General features: G+C 68.4%; 22 protein-coding genes. 8 read left to right on the top strand and 14 right to left on the bottom strand.

Annotated features, from left to right (window positions below; genetic code table 11):
- Positions 1–147 precede the first annotated feature (147 nt).
- From ccsB to ACYVK7_RS14290, 4 genes are all read right to left on the bottom strand, one after another.
- Positions 148–1,062, bottom strand: coding sequence for a c-type cytochrome biogenesis protein CcsB (gene ccsB, locus ACYVK7_RS14305; RefSeq protein ID WP_460888394.1), 915 nt, complete (start codon positions 1,060–1,062; stop codon positions 148–150).
- Positions 1,063–1,888: 826 nt separating this feature from the next.
- Positions 1,889–2,728, bottom strand: coding sequence for a F510_1955 family glycosylhydrolase (locus ACYVK7_RS14300; protein ID WP_460888393.1), 840 nt, complete (start codon positions 2,726–2,728; stop codon positions 1,889–1,891).
- 95 nt (positions 2,729–2,823) lie between these two features.
- Positions 2,824–3,834, bottom strand: coding sequence for a M56 family metallopeptidase (locus tag ACYVK7_RS14295; protein WP_460888392.1), 1,011 nt, complete (start codon positions 3,832–3,834; stop codon positions 2,824–2,826).
- Entirely contained in the window at positions 3,831–4,190 is a 360-nt protein-coding gene (locus ACYVK7_RS14290) for a BlaI/MecI/CopY family transcriptional regulator (RefSeq protein ID WP_460888391.1), read from the bottom strand. The genes ACYVK7_RS14295 and ACYVK7_RS14290 overlap by 4 nt, the downstream gene beginning before the upstream one ends.
- A gap of 163 nt (positions 4,191–4,353) precedes the next feature.
- On the opposite strand from ACYVK7_RS14290, the gene ACYVK7_RS14285 reads away from it, so the two are divergent.
- Positions 4,354–4,749 carry a DUF2752 domain-containing protein gene (locus tag ACYVK7_RS14285; RefSeq protein WP_460888390.1) on the top strand — a complete coding sequence of 132 codons (396 nt, stop codon included), beginning with the start codon at positions 4,354–4,356 and terminating at the stop codon, positions 4,747–4,749.
- Positions 4,750–4,769: 20 nt separating this feature from the next.
- Here ACYVK7_RS14285 and ACYVK7_RS14280 read toward each other — a convergent pair whose 3' ends face one another.
- From ACYVK7_RS14280 to ACYVK7_RS14250, 7 genes are all read right to left on the bottom strand, one after another.
- A complete protein-coding gene (locus tag ACYVK7_RS14280; protein ID WP_460888389.1) occupies positions 4,770–5,552 on the bottom strand; it encodes a cytochrome c biogenesis CcdA family protein in 783 nt (260 codons plus the stop codon).
- Positions 5,552–6,202 carry a TlpA family protein disulfide reductase gene (locus ACYVK7_RS14275; RefSeq protein ID WP_460888388.1) on the bottom strand — a complete coding sequence of 217 codons (651 nt, stop codon included), beginning with the start codon at positions 6,200–6,202 and terminating at the stop codon, positions 5,552–5,554. Before ACYVK7_RS14275 ends, ACYVK7_RS14280 begins: the two co-directional genes overlap by 1 nt.
- Before the next feature lie 184 nt (positions 6,203–6,386).
- Positions 6,387–6,824: a hypothetical protein gene (locus tag ACYVK7_RS14270; protein WP_460888387.1), complete on the bottom strand. Its 438-nt coding sequence runs from the start codon at positions 6,822–6,824 to the stop codon at positions 6,387–6,389.
- A gap of 106 nt (positions 6,825–6,930) precedes the next feature.
- Entirely contained in the window at positions 6,931–7,773 is an 843-nt protein-coding gene (locus ACYVK7_RS14265; RefSeq protein WP_460888386.1) for a C40 family peptidase, read from the bottom strand.
- 109 nt (positions 7,774–7,882) lie between these two features.
- On the bottom strand, positions 7,883–8,329 hold the full coding sequence (locus ACYVK7_RS14260) for a hypothetical protein (RefSeq protein ID WP_460888385.1): 447 nt from the start codon (positions 8,327–8,329) through the stop codon (positions 7,883–7,885).
- Between the two features lie 107 nt (positions 8,330–8,436).
- A complete protein-coding gene (locus ACYVK7_RS14255) occupies positions 8,437–8,925 on the bottom strand; it encodes a DUF2269 domain-containing protein (RefSeq protein WP_460888384.1) in 489 nt (162 codons plus the stop codon).
- 29 nt (positions 8,926–8,954) lie between these two features.
- Complete coding sequence (locus tag ACYVK7_RS14250; protein WP_460888383.1) at positions 8,955–9,122, bottom strand: hypothetical protein; 168 nt, start codon at positions 9,120–9,122, stop codon at positions 8,955–8,957.
- A gap of 103 nt (positions 9,123–9,225) precedes the next feature.
- Between ACYVK7_RS14250 and ACYVK7_RS14245 the strand changes: the two genes are divergently transcribed.
- Positions 9,226–9,858, top strand: coding sequence for a TetR/AcrR family transcriptional regulator (locus tag ACYVK7_RS14245; RefSeq protein ID WP_460888382.1), 633 nt, complete (start codon positions 9,226–9,228; stop codon positions 9,856–9,858).
- A 63-nt stretch (positions 9,859–9,921) separates the two neighbouring features.
- Here ACYVK7_RS14245 and ACYVK7_RS14240 read toward each other — a convergent pair whose 3' ends face one another.
- Together ACYVK7_RS14240 and ACYVK7_RS14235 are read right to left on the bottom strand one after the other, a co-directional pair.
- On the bottom strand, positions 9,922–10,551 hold the full coding sequence (locus tag ACYVK7_RS14240) for a DUF305 domain-containing protein (RefSeq protein WP_460888381.1): 630 nt from the start codon (positions 10,549–10,551) through the stop codon (positions 9,922–9,924).
- Positions 10,552–10,648: 97 nt separating this feature from the next.
- Positions 10,649–11,131 carry a hypothetical protein gene (locus tag ACYVK7_RS14235; RefSeq protein ID WP_460888380.1) on the bottom strand — a complete coding sequence of 161 codons (483 nt, stop codon included), beginning with the start codon at positions 11,129–11,131 and terminating at the stop codon, positions 10,649–10,651.
- 211 nt (positions 11,132–11,342) lie between these two features.
- Between ACYVK7_RS14235 and ACYVK7_RS14230 the strand changes: the two genes are divergently transcribed.
- The 6 genes from ACYVK7_RS14230 to ACYVK7_RS14205 all read left to right on the top strand — a co-directional run bounded on the left by ACYVK7_RS14230 (position 11,343) and on the right by ACYVK7_RS14205 (position 17,782).
- Positions 11,343–11,558 carry a heavy-metal-associated domain-containing protein gene (locus ACYVK7_RS14230; RefSeq protein ID WP_460888379.1) on the top strand — a complete coding sequence of 72 codons (216 nt, stop codon included), beginning with the start codon at positions 11,343–11,345 and terminating at the stop codon, positions 11,556–11,558.
- 60 nt (positions 11,559–11,618) lie between these two features.
- Positions 11,619–11,903, top strand: a complete 285-nt coding sequence (locus tag ACYVK7_RS14225) for a YHS domain-containing protein (RefSeq protein ID WP_460888378.1) — start codon at positions 11,619–11,621, stop codon at positions 11,901–11,903.
- Between the two features lie 83 nt (positions 11,904–11,986).
- Positions 11,987–14,113: a heavy metal translocating P-type ATPase gene (locus tag ACYVK7_RS14220; protein ID WP_460888377.1), complete on the top strand. Its 2,127-nt coding sequence runs from the start codon at positions 11,987–11,989 to the stop codon at positions 14,111–14,113.
- Between the two features lie 79 nt (positions 14,114–14,192).
- Positions 14,193–14,789, top strand: coding sequence for a hypothetical protein (locus ACYVK7_RS14215; protein WP_460888376.1), 597 nt, complete (start codon positions 14,193–14,195; stop codon positions 14,787–14,789).
- Between the two features lie 159 nt (positions 14,790–14,948).
- Entirely contained in the window at positions 14,949–16,097 is a 1,149-nt protein-coding gene (locus ACYVK7_RS14210) for a DUF418 domain-containing protein (protein WP_460888375.1), read from the top strand.
- 2 nt (positions 16,098–16,099) lie between these two features.
- On the top strand, positions 16,100–17,782 hold the full coding sequence (locus tag ACYVK7_RS14205; protein ID WP_460888374.1) for a gamma-glutamyltransferase: 1,683 nt from the start codon (positions 16,100–16,102) through the stop codon (positions 17,780–17,782).
- Positions 17,783–17,846: 64 nt separating this feature from the next.
- Here the strand turns inward: ACYVK7_RS14205 and ACYVK7_RS14200 are convergent.
- On the bottom strand, positions 17,847–18,158 hold a 312-nt coding region (locus ACYVK7_RS14200), incomplete at its 5' end, for a four-helix bundle copper-binding protein (protein WP_460886301.1).

Below are 18,158 nucleotides of genomic sequence, written 5' to 3'. Positions count from 1 at the left end.
AGGGAGCAGGCATGATGCACATCCTTCCCTGCAACGCTCCTCAGCGCCGCAGATCATGTGACACCTACCCGCGCATCAGTCCCAGGGCAGGTCCTTGAGTGCTGGCTGCAGCACCTTTGGAAAAGATGAAATCACGGGAATGTGTTCTCATCCGGCAGTCAGTCCGGAGTAGGAGTGCTTGCCGTTGATGATCAAGTTGACCACGGTGAAGTTGAACAGCACGCACGCGTAGCCCACCAGCACGAAGTAAGCGCTCTTTCGGCCCGCCCAGCCGCGGGTAGTGCGGGCGTGGAGATAGGCCGCATAGACGACCCAGATGATGAAGCTCCACACCTCCTTGGGATCCCATCCCCAGTACCGCCCCCAGGCGCTCTCGGCCCAGATCGCTCCGCCGATGAGGGTGAATGTCCAGGCCACGAACCCGACAGCGTTGAGCCGGAAGGACAGCGCCTCCAGAGTGTTGGCGGGGGGCAGGTTCTCCAGCCAGCGCCACCCGTCCCGGCCTGTCAGTGCGCCGCCGTCGTCGCGGGAGTCGCGCAGGAGTTGAAGTGAGGAGAGGAGGAAGCTGACGGTGAAGATCCCTGCCGCGCCCACCGCGACGCCGACATGGATGACCAGCCAGTAGGACTGCAGGGCCGGGAAGAGACCGGTCGCCGGTAGGTAGAACGCGTTGACGGCCAGCACCAGGAACAGTGCCGCGACGCCTGTGACAAACGTTCCCAGGAAGCGCACGTCCCGACGCAGATTGAGCAGGACGAACGCGAGCAGCGACGCGCAGGCCCCCACGAGCGTGAACTCGTACATGTTCGACCACGGCGTACGACCGGCCGCGACACCGCGCAAGACGATTGCCACGATCAGAAGAATCGTGGCTAGCCACGTCGTGGACACGCCGATGCCCGCGGCGCGGCGGGGAGCCATGGTTGCGGGCAGCCCGGCAAAGACGGGTGCTGCACGGTGTTCCGCTTGTCGTGACAGGTCGATCGCGAAAGCGATGAGCGCCACCACCAGGGCTGTGGCCGTCGACCAGACAAGCAGCACGCTCAGGGCAGAGATCTCCATCGGAGGGTCCTTTCAGAGAATCGGTCGAACCCGCGGCGCGGCGGGTGCCGATGGCAGTTCTAGACGGCGCGGAACACGCGCGGAAGAGTGACGCTGAACAGCGGCGGTGTCACCGATCACCGTTGAAGGGACCGTTTGGGCCATGTTCGAGTGGTCAGCGAAGTAACCGGTCGCGCAGTGACTGAGCGCCGAATCGGTTACGAGGCAGCAAGGCGTGAGGGCGTTCACCATCGAACGCTCGCGCGATCTAGATCCGGCACACGCCCCACGACAACGGGTCCGCCGACGTCAACGGAGAGGAAACACATGCCAAGCGCGGCAGCAGTGCAGTCCGCTGAGGACGTCGCCGCGGCCAGTGGCGCGACGCTCGTAGTCCCGCGGTAAGAAGGATCCTGACCGCTGCCAGCGCGCACAGGCACAGCAGGGTGATCGTGTCGTGGGCATGCGATCCGTCGTCGTCGGCCAAGACTGGAACCTCGCTGCCGGACCCGGGACCCGCCTCGACAGCAGACCCCACGCTCATCGCCACAGCCGGTGGCTCTGCGGCGGTAAAGCCGGCTAGTCCGGTCATGGCAAGCAGCACGATCACCAGCACGAGTTGCACGGCGCTCGAAGCTGCTCGACGTCGGACCGGGACACGTATCGTGCGGATCAAGCTAGAGGCGCCTCGATGCTCCCGAACAACCTGCCGACGAAGGCCTCGACGAGCGGGCACCACGGCGAGGGCGATTCCCGCTGGTGACACCAGCTGAACGGCGCATGAGCGATGAAGAGGTGCAGACTTCTGCACCCGTGCCCCTGCACGTCGTCGGGACTGTGGCACAGTTCACCGATCGAGCATCGGCCGGAATGTGGCGCCGCCGTCGGTGGAGGCGAGTACGGTGCCGTTGGCGGCAGCGTAGATCTGCGTGGCCGAATCGATCGTCAGGGCCTCGGGCCGTCCGTCCAGGGCTGCCTGCTCGGTCCATTCCCCGGCCGGTTCCTGTGCCGTGTAAACGACGCCGTCCGGGGTCACGCCGGCCAGCGTGCCGTCGTCGGCCCAGCTGACGAAGAGCATCACCGGTGCTGACTCGACTGCTTCGAACGTGGACCCGCCGTCGGCACTCCGGGTCAGGCCCTGCTGGGTGGTCGCCACCAGCACGTCGGGGTCGTCCGGGCTGACTGCGAAGTCCGCGATCTCCGCGCTGCTGATCTCGGCCCAGGACTGCTTGTCGGTGCTGGTTAGCAGCTGGCCCGTCATGGAATTGAGCCCGTACACGCGGTCGTGGCGGTACTCGAGCGCGTGGAAGTCCGCCTCCCCGCTCAGGGAGAGCGTCTCCCAGGTCTCGCCGGCGTCGGTGCTCTCGATGAGCCCGACCGAGCTTGGGCCAGCCTGCCCTTCCCCGGGATGGCCGCTGGCCAGGAAGTGCCCCGGCCCGGCGACGGTGAACCCCATGTAGTCCTGCACCTCGGCAACCCGGGTCGCGCTGCCATCGGCGATCCGGAACAGTCCGTAGTGGGTCCCCGCGTAGACGGCGCCATCGCCGGGGTCGATCCCGATCCCGTGGATGTGTTCCATCTCCGCGGACGCTCCACCGTCCGCGTCGGCAGGAGGCTCGTCGCTCATCCTCAGAACCAAGACTGCGGCCACCACGAGGCCGATGGCGAGCGTGATGGCCGTTGCCATCACAACGGAGCTTCGTCGAGCCACGGCTGGGCCTCTCGGTAGGAATTCCTGAACGGCATCTACTATAGCCAATAGTAGATGCTGCCGATGCCAGGTCAGCCCAGCCCGGCCACGCAGACCGGCATGGCCGTCGCACACACGGCGGGCGAGATGGCAACGAACAGCAGCTCGGCCAGTGCCACGCCGACACCGGCGACCAGCAGCACGACTTCGGCCGGCCGAAGCCGCACCTGAGGCCCGCTGAGCCGGCGGACACGTGCCACCGCCGAGCCGCCCGCGGCGAGTGCGCCCACTGGTGCTGCTTGGGCGCCCGCCAGGGTCACCAGCGCGTGTGCCAGCCGACTGCGCACGACGGCCCGGTCGCTGGTCCTTGTCGTTGTACGTTCGACGCGCATGGCTCCGTCGTCGGCCGCCATCTCCAGGAGCAGGGGAACCTGCTGCGCCGCCCGCCGGAACAGCCACATCCTGCCGAAGGCATGCGCCAGGGCCACGGACAGCTGCGTCGCCAGGTGGTGCCGCTGGCGCAGGTGCGCACTCTCGTGGGCGAGCACGAGCCGCACCTGGTCGTCGTCGAGCAGGTCCAGCGCGCCTGAGCTCACGACTATCGTGCCCCTACCTGCTAGGCCGCCAGGGAGGCAGTACGCGGCGGGACGGGCATCGTCCAGGAGAACGCGGTCCTCCCGGTGTACACCCGGAAGCCGCCGCCCGACGAGTGCGAGCCGGTCGAGCTGGTCGAGCCGCTCGCACCGCGCCCGCCGGGACTCCCGGATGAAGCTACCTAGCAGCCGAGTCCCGACCGCGAGGGCCAGCAGCATCCCGGCGACGCCGAGAGCGGCCCCGTGCGGACCGGTGGCCTCGGAGCGCAGGGCCAGCGCGCAGTGCGCGAGGAAGTCGCCCAGCGCGTCGACCATGCTCAGTGGTACCAGGAGCAGAGTCGATGCCAAGCCGACCAGGAGCACCGACGCGAGCGAGGCGAGACCGAGCACGTGCCAGGAGGCCACGGCCAGCCGAGGTACGGACGTCGCCCACGGGGCCTGCACCAGCAGCTGCGCGGCAACCATGCCGATAGCGACGACGGCGAGAAGGAGCAGAAGTGCGGCCGTCACAACGGACTCGCCTCACCGAGGAGCGCCCTGAGTTGCGCGGACTCCTCGGGGGTGAGCTGCTCGACGAAGTGCATCAGCGCCGCGCCGCGGTCACCACCGCTGGCCAGTGCATCCTCCATCGCCTTAGCGGTGTGCGCGGCACGATCCTGCGTCGCCCAGTATTCGTAGGCTCGGCCGGAACGTGCCCGCTCGACGAAACCCTTCTGGAACAGGTTGTCCAGCACCGTCATAACGGTGGTGTAGGCACGAGTCCGCCCTCCCGGTAGCGCCTCGAGCACCTGGCGCACCGACAGCGGCTCCCCCGAAGCCCAGAGCTGCTCCATCACGAGCGCCTCCAGATCACCCAGCTTCCGCATCGTTGCCCCCATCCGTCATCGACCGTGCCTACCCGCCTTGCAGGAATATCCTATGCAGGATAGTAGATCGACGTCCCTCCCCCACGAACCAAGGTCTTGCATGCCGACAGCCACGACCCCCTTCCTCCGTCTCCGGGTCGAGCAAGTTGACCGCCACCGGTGGGTGACAGCCGGAGCGGCGCTCTCCCTCACTGCCGCGGCCCTGCTGGCCACCTTCGGCCTGCCTCCGGTCGACCTGCACGGACCACTTCACTTGGTCGGGATCATGGACCCGTTCTGCGGCGGCACCCGCGCGGCCCGGTACGCCGCACAGGGGAACCTTGTCGAGGCGTGGCGCTACAACCCATTGAGCATCGTGATCGTGTACGGCGCGCTGGCTGCGGTCGCCCGGGCAGGGGTCGGCCTGGTCACCCGACGCTGGCTCACGCTCACGGCCAGGTGGACTTCCGCCCGACGGCGCTGGGTGATCGTCGTCGCCCTCGTACTGCTGGTCTCGCTCGAGGTCCGCCAGCAACTGCGGGCCGATCTGCTCATGGAGGGAACCCACACCTGGCTCTGACCCCGACCCGTCTCGGCACGTTAGAGGAGCGTCTCGAATCCGCCGATCCATCCCTGCATCTGGCCGGTCAGGTAACTCCAGAGCCCCGTGACGAGGGCCAGGCCGATCAGAACTAGCATCCCGCCGCCGGCCCGCATGATCGTGAGCCGGTGCCGTCGTAGGAACCCGAGCATCCGGTCCGACCCCAGGCCGAGCGCCACCAACAAGAACGGGACGCCGAGTCCCAAGCTGTAAGCCAGGCCCAGGCCTACCCCTCGCCCGGCCGACGCCTCGTCCAGGGCGAGCGCCTGCACGGCCGCGAGGGTCGGTCCCATGCAGGGCGTCCAGCCGAGCCCGAACACGATGCCTAGCAGGGGCGCGCCCCACAGGCCGGCGCGGGGGCCGACATGCAGCCGTGCCTCACGCTGCAGGAACGGGACAGCGCCGAGGAACGCGAGGCCCATCAGGATCACGACGGCGCCCAGGACACGCGTGAGTACGCCTTCCCAGCGGACCAGGTACACGCCGATCGCGCCGGCCGCCGCCATGAGCGACACGAACACGACGGTGAAGCCGAGCACGAAGAGCGCGACGCCGAGCACCACACGGCCGCGGCCGGACAAGCCCGGTCCGCGCGCCAACGTCCCACCCGAACCCGAGGTCGCCGCGCCGGCCGCCGCCATCCCGCTCACGTAGCCCACGTACCCGGGCACGAGCGGCAGCACGCACGGGGACGCGAACGACACTGCGCCCGCGAGGACCGCTACCGGTACAGCGAGCAGCATCGAGCCGCTGAACGCCAGATCGGCCAAACCAGTCGCCATCAGGCGCTCCCCGATGCCGCACCCTCGGCGAGCACGTCCTCGACCAGCGTCTCGAGCGTGGACCGGTCGACCTGTCCGATGACACGTGCGGCCACCATCCCGTCGCCGTCCACCACCACGGTGGTCGGGACCGCCTGCAGCGGGACCACACCGTTAAGGTCGGCCACGACCCGCCCGCTGTGGTCTTCGATGCTCGGGTAAGGAACGTCGAAGGTGCGCTCGAAAGCCTGCGCGGTCGGCGCCTCGTCCTCGGTGTTGATCCCGAGGAACCGCACGCCCTCCGCCTCGAACTCCTCGGACAGGGCCACCAGGTCCGCCGCTTCGGCGCGACACGGCGGGCACGCGGCGTACCAGGTGTTCAACACAAGTGCGCCAGCTGCCCACTCGTCCGTGTCGATCTCCACTCCCTCGAAGTCGTTCCCGGTGACCCGTACGGGACCGTCACGGTCACCCGGATCCCAGGTCCGTACCGAACCGTCACCGGAGACGAAGCCCTGGTCTGCGACCTGGCTTGCACCAGAAGGAGCGGCGCATCCGGCAACGACCGTGGCCAGGCCCACGGCGAGTGTCGCGGTAGCTCGACGACGACCACGAACGCGCCACGTCGCTGCGGGCGCACCAGCCCGCCCGGGGATACCAGTGACACTCATCGACGCGTTCCTCCTCGTGACTGACGGACTGCACCCAGTCTACTACTAATCAACATAGTAGCTATGGGTCTACGCTCTCCAGCCAGCTTCGTGCACAAGGTCAGCAGGCACTGGCTTGGCCTCACGGGCATGGGCGACCCAAGGCACACGATTGTCGCGATACCTTGCGCGACGCTGTCGTTCCTCAGGTCGATTTGCCTGGGTCGGCACCGTAATGAAGACGCCGCGTGAGTGCCGTGACCGCCAGAAGGGCCACGAGCACCAGGACGATCGCGCCTACAGGCACGGCGATCGGGGTAGGGACCCCCGCCACAGTGGGGTGGTGTTCGCTCGTTGTCGCTTCCGAGGAGCGCGCTGCGGGCACTGCGGGCACTACGGGCACTACGGAGACCGATTTCAGCCCGGCCCGGTCGAGCACCGGGGCTTCCGATGGGGACGGTGTGACCCCGGCCGTTGGTTTGGTGGACGTAGTGGAGGACAGCGGTTCGTCGTGCCCGGCCGCGAGTAGCTGGCCGAGCACGAGCGGCAACAGCATCGCCAGTACGACACCTGTCACGAGCAGTCGGGAGCGGCGGGTCGGCGTCGCGCGCGCCGTCTGAGCAAGACCGACGTGAGTGCGCATGGGAACTTTCGGCTCAAGTGGTACCGAGAAATCAGAATGCCCGAGCGTGCCGCCCGGAGGGCGGTGTGAGGGGCAGGCAGACCGCCCGCCCCTCACACCGGGCGAGTCATGCGACCCGTAGGACGACCGGGTTGGACTGCCAGACCTGGCTGTACCGGACCGTCTGGCCCGGGACCGGTGCCTCGATCTGCATCCCATCACCCGCATAGATCGCGATGTGGCCGGGCGACCAGAGCAGGTCACCGGGCTGCGCCTGGGACCAGGGCACCTCGGTTCCGGCGTAGCGCTGCTCGGACGACGTCCGGGGCAGGGTGATCCCGACCTGTGCAAAGACGTACGAGGTGAACCCAGAGCAGTCCATCCCGGCCGGGGTCTCCCCACCCCACAGGTACGGCACTCCGAGATAGCGCATCCCGATCGACACGATCGCGGATCCCTTGGCGGAGGCGGGAATGTCCACGGCCACCTCGGCAGCCGCTTCAGCCTCTGCCTCCGCAGCTGCGGCGGCTTCCGCGGCCGCTTCGGCCTCCGCCTCAGCGGCGAGCTGTGCCTGGTACTCGTCGTTCTCCTCGGCGGAGACGACCGAGACGGCAGCCGTCTCGACCTTCAGCTCCGCATCCGGGGCGACGGTCACGACGGGGGCCGCGGCGACCGCTTCGCGGGCCTGAGAGGTCAAGGCGTTCAGGTCGACCGTGTTGAGCGCGCCGTTGACGGCCTTGCCGGCCAGAGCGGTGTTGACCGACTCCGTGGCCGGTGCTGCTTGGGCGGGGGCGGCCACCAGGGACAGCAGGACACCGGAACCGGCCGCGGCGGCCACTGCGGTTCGTCCGGCGAAGGTGGTGACGTGCTCGGTGGCGGCTCGGGCGACGTCGGCCAGGACGGGGCGGTGTGCCGCCCGATGACGACCACGACCACGCACGGTCGGGTTCGAGTTGAAGCTGGGCTCCATGAAAGCTGGGACCTTTCGGATCGGAGTAGAACCACATGCGCGGCCCGGTTTCGGAGCGCGCTGAACCGGTCGACACCCGTATGGGGTGGTGTCGACGGGAGGTGGTCGTCTACGTCCGGGAGATCCCCAGGGCGTGCAGCGACGGCGCGACCGCTGCAGCCAGGCCCGACGGTGCCCGGGGGGCGTCGGGCGCGATGCCGGGCACGAGCCACTGCACGGCCAGAGATGGAGGACCAGCCAGGTCCGTGGAGGGCGACACCGTCCGGTCGTACCGCGCAGTCACCGTGCGGTCTTCAGCGCAGCCGGACGGGGCCTCTCCGTGATGCCCCTGGTCCGTGTGCACGGTCTGATCCGAAGCCGTCGCTGCGGCGGGCGCAGCGTGCTGCCCGACAGTGCCATGCGTGGCCTCGTCGCTGTGGCCGGTCGTGTCGAGATGGACGCTGCACACGGACTGTACGCCCAGGATGGCGAGCACGAGGAACACGACCGTCAGGATGCTCGCGAAACCACGCCGAGGATCGGCGAGCTGCGAGCGAGCGGCACGTGTCAGGTTCATAACGAGCCCCAGAGTAACGGTATGGACACGGTACTGGGCAACACCGCGCTGCAATGCGGGCCGTCCAAGAACCTCGCTCACACCACCAGAGGGAAAGGCGGTGCAGGTCACACGCGTGGACTAGCGGTGCGACGGTCTTGCGCACGGCGCCAGCCGTAGCGGGTCATCCCGCGCGGCTTGTAGATGTTCAGGACCAGTGGGACCAGCAGCACCACCAGGCCGCCCACGGCGTGGAAGAGGTCCCCGCCGAGCAGGTCCACGTCGCCTGTCGGGTCCGCCGCGACGGCGGCCATTGCCTCGACCGCCGGCAGGTGGAGCACGAGTATCACGAAAGCGAAGGCGGTCAGGATCAGGCTGATCGTCACCCAGTAGTGCCGCAGCAGGCCCCAGGGCGTACCGAGGGCCTGGACGATGCCGGTGACCAGCGCCACCGCAGCGAGCGGGATCAGGGCATACCGCAGGACGGGTTCCATCATCAGGTACGCCGCCCGCACGGTCTGCTCGTCGCTGCTGATGTAGACGGGCATGTTGAGGGCGATGTACGCGACTATCGCGCCGATCCAGCCCACCGAGCTGGTGACATGGACGGTCAGCATCAGTTTCCGGAGCCCTGGAGACATCTGCATCAGCCGTGCATCCCGGGGCCGTGCTCGCCGCCGACAAGCAGCATGACAACCACGAACACGACAACTGCGATACCGACGCCCAGGACCAGCAACTTGACCCATCGAGGCAGTCCAGGATGGCCCTGTGGCGCCTTGCCCGCCGTTGGATCCGGTGCGTTCTCGGCCATCTTCGTCTCCTAGGGTCGCTTGCTCGCTGCATTGATCGTTCGATACAGAGTGTATGACTTGCCGGCAGTGTGTCACCCCAGCGACGGCGCGTATCATCATGGGGTGCCGAAGCTGTGGGAGGAATCGATCGACGAGCATCGCCGATCAGTGCGCGACGCCATCACGGACGCTGCCTGGCGGCTGGCCGAGGAACACGGCCCTCTGTCGCTGACCATGTCCCAGGTAGCAGGGGCGGCTGGGATCGGGCGCGCAACGCTCTACAAGCACTTCGCGGACATCGAGTCGATCTTGGTGGCTCACCACGCGCGACACGTGGACGAACACCTCCGGGCCCTTGAGGAGCTTCGCGGAGAATCCCAGTCTCCGGGTGCTCGGCTCGCGGCGGTCGCTCACGCCTATGCGTCCATCTGTTTCCATCGCGGTCGGCATGCGTCCGCCGACATCAGCGCGCTGGTTCATCGAGGACCCGAGGTCGCCGACGCGGAGCTTCGCCTGCACACCCTCTTCGTTGACCTGATCGCGGAGGCAGCAGCGGAAGGTCTGGTGCGCACCGACGCCGGCCAGGACGAGCTCGCCGCGTACTGCCGCCACGCACTGGAAGCGTCCGGCCAGGCGAGAGACCTAGACACAGCTGCCCGCCTGACGCGCGTGGTTCTGGACGGGCTCGGTTACTCACCGCAGGCCGGGGACAGCGACCAGACCCAAGCGGTCAAGAATCATGGCCGACCCCACTAGCTGTGCCAGGCGATGAGCGGGGCGGGTGGTGCGCCGCGGAACTGCGGCGCACCACCCTGGGTCTCACAGGCCGGCGAGCAGGTCCTCCATCGTCTGGATCTCGCTGGACTGGGTACTGACGATGGTGCTGGCCATCTCGATGGCGGCCGCGTTCGAGCCGTCCTCGACCTCCGTCTGGGCCATCTCGACGGCCCCCTGATGGTGGACGATCATCTGCTCCAGGAACAGCCGACCGGCTTCAGTGCCTTCGGCACCGTCGAGCGCCTGCATGTCCTCCTCGCTCATCATCCCGTCCATGGACTCGTCACCCATGTCGCCGTGGTCCATGTCTCCCATGGCGTCGTCGGGCTGCTCGGCACCCCACTCGTCGAGCCAGATGTTGAGCTGCGCAATCTCCGGGTCCTGGGCCGCCTTGATCTGCGTGGCCAGGTCGGTGATCTCCGGGTCGATCCCGTCCTTGCCGAGGATGACGTCGGACATCTCGATGGCCTGCTCGTGGTGCGGGATCATCATCTGCGCGAACATCACGTCCGCGTCGTTGAACGCCTCGCCATCGTGGACACCGTCCGAGAATGACGGGCTCTCGGACGCGGACATGCCAGGCATGTCCATCGTCGGGTCGTCGGAGCCCGCGCAGGCAGAGAGGGCCAGGGCGGTCGCCAGCACGAAGCTGGGCGCAAGGATGCGCTTCATGGTTCAAGGGCCTTTCGGTTCGAAGTAGCTGACACACGGCACGACCTCGAGGGATCGCGGGACGGCCGACCTGCAAGTGGTCGGCGAACGCGTGCTTCTACGTCCGAGAAATACCCAGTGCATGCAACGACGGAGCTGGGGCCAGGCGCGAGTGCGGCATCTCCACGAGGATCCGCCGGGCGAGCGGCAGCAGCATCGAGTTGAGGAAGTTCGCCGACGGTGCTGCGAGGGTCAACAGGACGACAAGCACCATGAGGCACATCGCCGTCGTCCTGTCGTGCGCGTCGTGTGGGCCACAGCCCGTCGGACAGCCCCCGGCCTCGCCGGCAGCGTGCACTGCCGGGGCGTCCGGTTGAGTCGATGTCGGGTGAACAGCCTCGGCTGACGTTGCACCGGACCAGCCATGCTGCTGAACGGTGTGCGGCGCGACCAGTCCGGGTGGCGGCATGTGCGCGCTGGGTGAGCCGCTCATCGAGTGCATCGACACCACGCCCGCGATCACCACAGCGATCAGGAGCACACCAGTGGCGCCTCGCTGAGATGTGGCGAGCAGCGACCGAAGGGTGGCGATGACGTTCATGACTGGTTCAGCCTAATCGCGAGTAGCAGAGTTGTAGGTGCACTCAGGCGCGTGAGGTCGAATGCCCGAGTTCTCGGGAGGCGGGCCGCACCATAACCCAGCGCCACCGCGTCGAACTCGTCCACCTTCATCCCTTGCATAGGCTACCCGGGCTGGGTATGTTCACCCGGAACATACCCCCTATGGGTAATCGACGAAAGGGGATGGATCCATGAGCCAGACCACGACGACCTATGCAGTGACCGGTATGACGTGCGGTCACTGCGAGATGTCCGTGACCAAGGAGGTCACACAGATACCGGGGGTAGACGGCGTGAAGGTCAGCGCCTCGACAGGGAGCTTGGAAGTGACGAGTTCGGTTCCGGTGAACGACTCGGACGTGCTGGCTGCGGTTGCCGAGGCCGGCTACAGCGCTCAGAAGGCCTGAGCGCGGTCACCGGCCGCGATGCATCCCGACCCTACCGACCCTCGCCCCGGAGGACTTCCCATGTCGCACGAGCACACCCACGACCACGACACCCCTGAGCACAGCTCGGACGCCCACGACGGCGCCGCACCGGCCGCCGCTTGCGGGCACGCCGCGGACACCAGCGGACTGAAGACCGAGGACGTCGCGGACTGCCCCGTCATGCCGGGCAGCTCCGTCATCAAGGCCGACGCCGAGGCAGCAGGTCTGTTCCGCGACCATGACGGCGCCCGGTACTGGTTCTGCTGCGACGCGTGCGGGCCGTTGTTCGACGCCGACCCCGAGCGGTACGTCACTACGGCCTGACCGCCGACGGTCGTGGGCGACCACCTGGCCGCCCACGACCGCCCCTCTTGCCCATTCACCCGACCCAGCGAAGGCTTGACACCATGAGCCAGCACCACCAGCACCACCACGAACACGTCAGCCAGGACGTCGTCGATCCGGAGCACGACCGGCATGGCGGAGCCGATGAGCACGCGATGCACGCCGACCACGGCGGACACGGCGGACACGGCGGACACGGCGGACACGGCGGACACGGCGGACACGGCGGACACGGCGACCATGTCGGCCAGTTCCGGCGCCTGTTCTGGATCATGCTCGTGCTGGCCGTGCCGGTGGTGGCGCTGTCGGGCATGTTCGCGATGATCCTCGGCTACTCACTGCCGGGCGTCCCGGGCCTGGTCTGGGTGTCCCCGGTGCTGGGCACGGTGATGTACGTGTGGGGCGGACGGCCGTTCCTGACCGGCGCGGTATCGGAGATCCGGGCCCGCAAGCCCGGGATGATGCTGCTCATCGGGCTGGCGATCACGGTCGCGTTCCTCGCGTCCTGGGGTGCGAGCCTGGGGCTGCTGGACCATCAGCTCGACTTCTGGTGGGAGCTGGCGCTGCTGATCGTGATCATGCTACTCGGCCACTGGATCGAGATGCGGTCGCTGGCCCAGACGACCTCGGCGCTGGACTCGCTGGCGGCGCTGCTGCCCGACGAGGCGGAACGCGTCGAGGGCGACGACGTGGTCACGGTGGCGCCGTCCGACCTGCGGGTGGGTGACGTCGTGGTCGTGCGCCCCGGCGGTCGGGTACCCGCCGACGGCCAGGTCGTGCAGGGCTCGGCCAGCATGGACGAGTCCATGATCACCGGAGAGTCGCGCCCGGTACGTCGCAGCGACGGGGACCAGGTGGTCGCCGGCACCGTCGCGACCGACTCCGGGGTGCGGGTCCAGGTCACCGCCGTGGGCCAGGACACTGCCCTGGCCGGGATCCAGCGCCTGGTCACCGACGCCCAGAACTCCAGCTCCCGGGCACAGCGGCTGGCTGACACCGCCGCCGGGTGGCTGTTCTGGTTCGCTCTAGGTGCCGGCGTGGTCACCGCGCTGGTCTGGTCGGTCATCGGCCTGCCGGATGCCGCCGTCGTGCGCACGATCACGGTGCTGGTCATCGCTTGCCCCCACGCGCTCGGCCTGGCGATCCCGCTGGTGGTGTCCATCGCGACCGAGCGGGCGGCACGTGGTGGCGTGCTGATCAAGGATCGGCTCGCTCTGGAGAGCATGCGCACGGTCACGTCCGTGCTGTTCGACAAGACCGGGACGCTCACCAAGGGTCAGCCGACCGTCACCGAGGTACACCCCACCGGTGACAACGGCGAGAGCACCGTCCTGGCGCTGGCTGCTGCTGCCGAGTCCGACTCTGAGCACCCCCTGGCCCGCGCGATCGTGCACGCCGCGCGCTCCCGCGGCCTCCAGGTCCCCGGCGCCTCCGGCTTCACCTCGTCACCGGCCGTGGGCGTCAGCGCCACCGTCGACGGCCGACAGGTCGCCGTGGGCGGCCCCTACCTGCTCGACCACCACGGCGCCAGCGAGCTTGAGGTCGGCGACCAGTGGCGAGCGGACGGTGCGATCATCCTGCACGTGCTCGTCGACGGTCAGGTCGCCGGTGCGCTCAAGCTGGCCGACGAGATCCGCCCAGAGTCCCGTCAGGCCGTCGACGTGCTGCACGCCCAGGGTGTGCAGGTCGTCATGATCACCGGCGACGCCGAGGCCGTGGCCAAGACCGTCGCCGACGAGCTCGGCATCGACAGGTACTTCGCCGGAGTTCGGCCGGAGGACAAGTCTGCGAAGGTGCGTCAACTGCAGGACGAAGGACGCAAGGTCGCCATGGTTGGCGACGGAGTCAACGACGCCCCGGCCCTCGCCCAGGCCGACGTCGGGATCGCGATCGGCGCAGGCACCGACGTCGCCATCGCGTCCGCCGGAGTGATCCTGGCCAGCGACGACCCACGCTCGGTGCTCTCGGTGATCGAGCTGTCCCGCGCGAGCTACCGCAAGATGAAGCAAAACCTGTGGTGGGCTGCCGGGTACAACCTCATCTCCGTACCCCTTGCAGCGGGTGTGCTCGCCCCGATCGGTTTCGTCCTGCCGATGTCCGTCGGCGCGGTCCTCATGTCGCTCTCCACCATCGTGGTCGCGCTCAACGCCCAGCTGCTGCGGCGGCTCGACCTGCGACCGGGAAAGTGAGCGGTGGTGGTTGAGCCGCGGCACGGGCATGCGAGACTTTCTCGGTGATCTGTGCTGCGACGTCCGGGAGGTGGAAGCGATGAGCGATCCCGTCGTGTCGTCGCGACCGACCTCCGGTGCCGCAGCCGTCGGCCTCGCGTTCTCGGTTGTCCTGACGACGCACTGGTTGCACGGCGGGATGCTTGAACGTGCCGGTCTTGTGTCCTCTGCGGTGTCTTCCACGATGCTGGCGCTTGCGCCAGTAGTGCTGGTCATGCTGGCCGTGGTGGGTCTGACCGGGGCAGGCAGGATCGCCTCGCGCGGCTCACACCCAGGCACCAGCCCTGGCGGCTCAAGCAATGCCCGGGCTGCCGCGTTGGACATCGCATTCGTCGCGCTCGTGGCGTCGCTCGCCCTTGACTCTCTCTACGTGCTGGACGGTGCCGTCCTACACGCCGCGCCGCTCGCGCTTGCACTTGCCGGCGCCGCTGTCGTCCAGGCGTGTGGTGCCGCTGCCGCTTACTTGGCCTGTCGCCAGATCCGGGTGGTCCTGCACCGACTCGCGAACCAGCCCCGCCTTGCACCGGCCGACCGGACCAGCGGGGCGCCGGACCAGACTTCCCACCCGCTCTTCACGCTATGGACCGGCCTGCCGGGCGGATCCCGCGCACCACCTTCGATCACTTCCCTCGCCTGATCCTCATCCTGTCGTAGCGACCTCGCACGGGCGTACCCACCGTCGCGGGTTGCGTGTCGTGCGCGGACGCGCGCCGCCCGGGTGCAACGCACCGGGCCGTCGCGGCCGTTCCGGGGAAGTGAAGAGAAAAGTGATTCCAGAACCATTGCGCTCGCCCATGTGCGCGAGTCGCCCCACCCTGCTCGGCAAACGGCTGTGAACCCTGCCGACGAAGCCAGACAGCACCGAATTGTCGGCATTGACGCCGCGCGGGGCCTTGCCCTGCTCGGGATGATCATCGTCAACGTCGGACCCGTGAACCCGCAGTCCCTTGCTGAACGTCTCTACCTGCTGCCCTACGGGCGGGCATCTGTGCTCTTTGTCGTCGTTGCAGGCATCGGGATGGGGTACCTCCTGAACCGGAGGGCGGAGCGGGAACGGTGGTCGACTGTCACCTGGCGGGCCCTGCTCCTGTTCGCGGGAGGTGTCGCACTTCAGGGGCTGACCGACCGCGTCAACGTCATCCTGCCCACCTATGCCGTCCTGTTCCTGCTGGCCCCGCTGCTATGGCGGCTGCCCACCCGAGTTCTGCTCCCGGGGGCCGGAATCGCGCTCGCGCTTGTGGGGCCGGCCATCATCGTCGGCCACGAGATGATCCGGCCCGCACCCCACCTGCTCGACCCGGTCACCCTCGGCACTGGACCGTGGGAGGCGGTGCACTCGCTCGCTCTGACCGGCCCTTATCCCTTGGCGAGCTGGACCGTGCCGTTCGTCGCCGGTCTGTGTGTCGCCCGACTGGACCTCACTGACACGCAGATCCTGCGGCGGCTTGCCGTCGGCGGCGCGGCGGTAGCAGTAGGGGCCGCCGCCGTCTCCCAGCTGACGTACGCGCTCATCGGCCCCGGCGCGAACCGCGGCCCGTGGCGGCTGCTGACCGGTGCAGCGCATGGCCAGATGCCGTTGTGGCTGGCCAGCAGCATCGCAGGAGCACTCGCAGTGGTCGCGGCGTGCTCCCTGATCTTGCGCCGCTCGAACCGATCGAGAGTCCTCGGCTGGCTGATCGCGTGCGGCCGGCTCCCGCTGACCCTCTACGTGCTCCACTTCGTGGTGCTCGCACTGATCAAGCCAGAACAAGGCTTCACGTTCGGACAGGGCCTCCTGGTCAGCGTCGCCCTCGCCGCCGCCGTGCTCACGCTCGCCGTCCTGTGGAAGCGGACCGGGTGGCACGGACCGCTCGAACGGCTACTACGCACTACCTGGCTCCGCCAGCCCGCAGCGCCCACGCGCACCCAGAAACAGACAACCCTTGTGTCGGAAAGGACCAAGTAACAGTGACGAAGAGTGATCAGAGCAGGAGGCCCGGCATCGTGCCGGTCATCGCGGCCCTCACCGTCGTGATGGGGCTCAGCGCCTGCGCGGCGACATCGCCCCCGCCCCAGCCTCGCCAGACCCCGACCACGGCGGCCTCGCCCTCGGCCCCCGCGCCGGAGCCGGAGCCGGAGCCGGCGCTAGGTGGATACGGGGTCAGCGCCGGTCATCCCCTGGCCGCCGAGGCCGGCGAGCGGATGCTCCAGCGCGGCGGCAGCGCAGTGGACGCGGCGATCGCCGCCGCGTTCGCCGACGCCGTGATGCAACCGGCCAGCTCCGGCATCGGCGGCGGCGGAGTCTCCATCGTCGTGGCCGACGGGGAAGCGACGAACTACGAGTACCGCGAGGTGGTCAACCAAGCCGGCCGCATCCCGGAAAGTGGCGCGGGAATCCCGGGCTTCGTCGCCGGGATGGAACGCCTGCACCGCGACCACGGGAACTTGCCGTGGGCCGACCTGCTCGCCCCCGCGATCCAGATCGCGGACTCGGGCGGGCCGGTCTCGCGCTACCTCGCCTCCTCGATCAACAGCCCCTACGGCCAGGACATCACCGGATCCCTTCCCCAGTTCCAGCGCGAGGACGGCACGCCCCTGCAGGAGGGCGACCTGCTGGTCCAGACGGACCTGGCCGAGACCATGAGCAATCTCGCCGAGGAAGGCCCCGACTCGATCTACACCGGCACCCTCGCCCAGATACTGGGCCAGACCCCCGGGATCGACAAGGAATCCCTGGCCGCTTACCAGGTCGACGTCTTCGAACCCGCCGCTGGCCCCGTCGGCGAGTACACGATGCTCTCCGGGGCGCCGGCCCTACCCGGCGCCGCCATCATCCAGATGGTGCAGATCGCGGAGGCCGCAGGCATCGCCGACGTCGCCCCCGACTCACCCGCCTTCGTCGACCTTCTGTCCCGCGCGTGGCAGATCGCCGACGCCTCAGTGCAGCAGCACTTCGGCGACCCCCGCTTCGTGGACGTCCCAGTGAAGCGGCTCACCGACCCCGAGCAGAACGCGCAGATCGCCGCCACCCTGCCGAACGCCACCGAGACGACGGACAGATCAGCCGCACTCGGCGGATACGAGAGCGCCCCTAACACCACCCATATCTCCGTCATCGACGCGAACGGCGTGGCAGTCTCGATGACCAACACCGTCACCAACTACTGGGGCAGCGGACAGTACGTCGCGGGCTTCTTCCTCAACGACCAGCTCGAACGGTTCAGCGACGTCGGACGAACGGACACCAACCGGCCCGAGCCTGGGCGCCGCTCGGTGACCTGGAGCTCTCCCTCCATGCTGCTCGACGCGCAACAACGGCCCGTGCTCGTGATCGGCACCCCTGGAGGACGCCAGATACCCAGCACCACCGCGAGCGTCATCACCCGCTGGGCGCTGCACGGTCAGCCGCTGAAGACCGCGATCCCCGCCGGCCGGTTCATCCTGACCGACGGCGAGCTGCGCCTGGAAACTCCTCAGCTCGCCGACGGAACGCGCGCGTTGGGCTACGACGTCGTCGTAGCCGACGAGGCCTCCCAGGCCAACTACGGCTCCGTCCAGGCACTCGCCATCAACTGGGAGACCGGCGGCGTGACCAGCTTCGCCGACAAACGGCGTTCGGCGGGTTTCGTGGTGGGCAGGGTGGACGGCTGACGCGAGAGCGCCGGTCAGACTCGGCCGACCTTGTGTGGCTCGGTGTCCGCTGCCGGGAGACTGTTCAGTCGATGGTGCTCAGCAGCTCCTGGCAGGCGGTCTCGCAGGCGCGGCATGCTTCGGCGCATACCCGGCAGTGCTCGTGCATGCTCGCGTGCTGCTCGCACTCGTCTCCGCACGCCTTGCACGCGGCGACGCAGGCTTCGAGCAGCGCGCGGCTGATGTTCGCGTCGTACCCCGTGTGCCGCGACAGCACACGAGCAGTCGCGTCACAGACGTCGGCGCAATCCAGGTTGGTGCGGATGCACTTGCGCAGGTCGGCCACCGTGTCCTCGCTGAGGCACGCGTCCGCGCATGCGGAACACACCTGGGAGCA

This window comes from Promicromonospora xylanilytica (genome assembly GCF_054782895.1).
The sequence above is the reverse complement of the archived record's forward strand: the minus strand, read 5'-3'. Positions and strand labels throughout refer to the sequence as shown.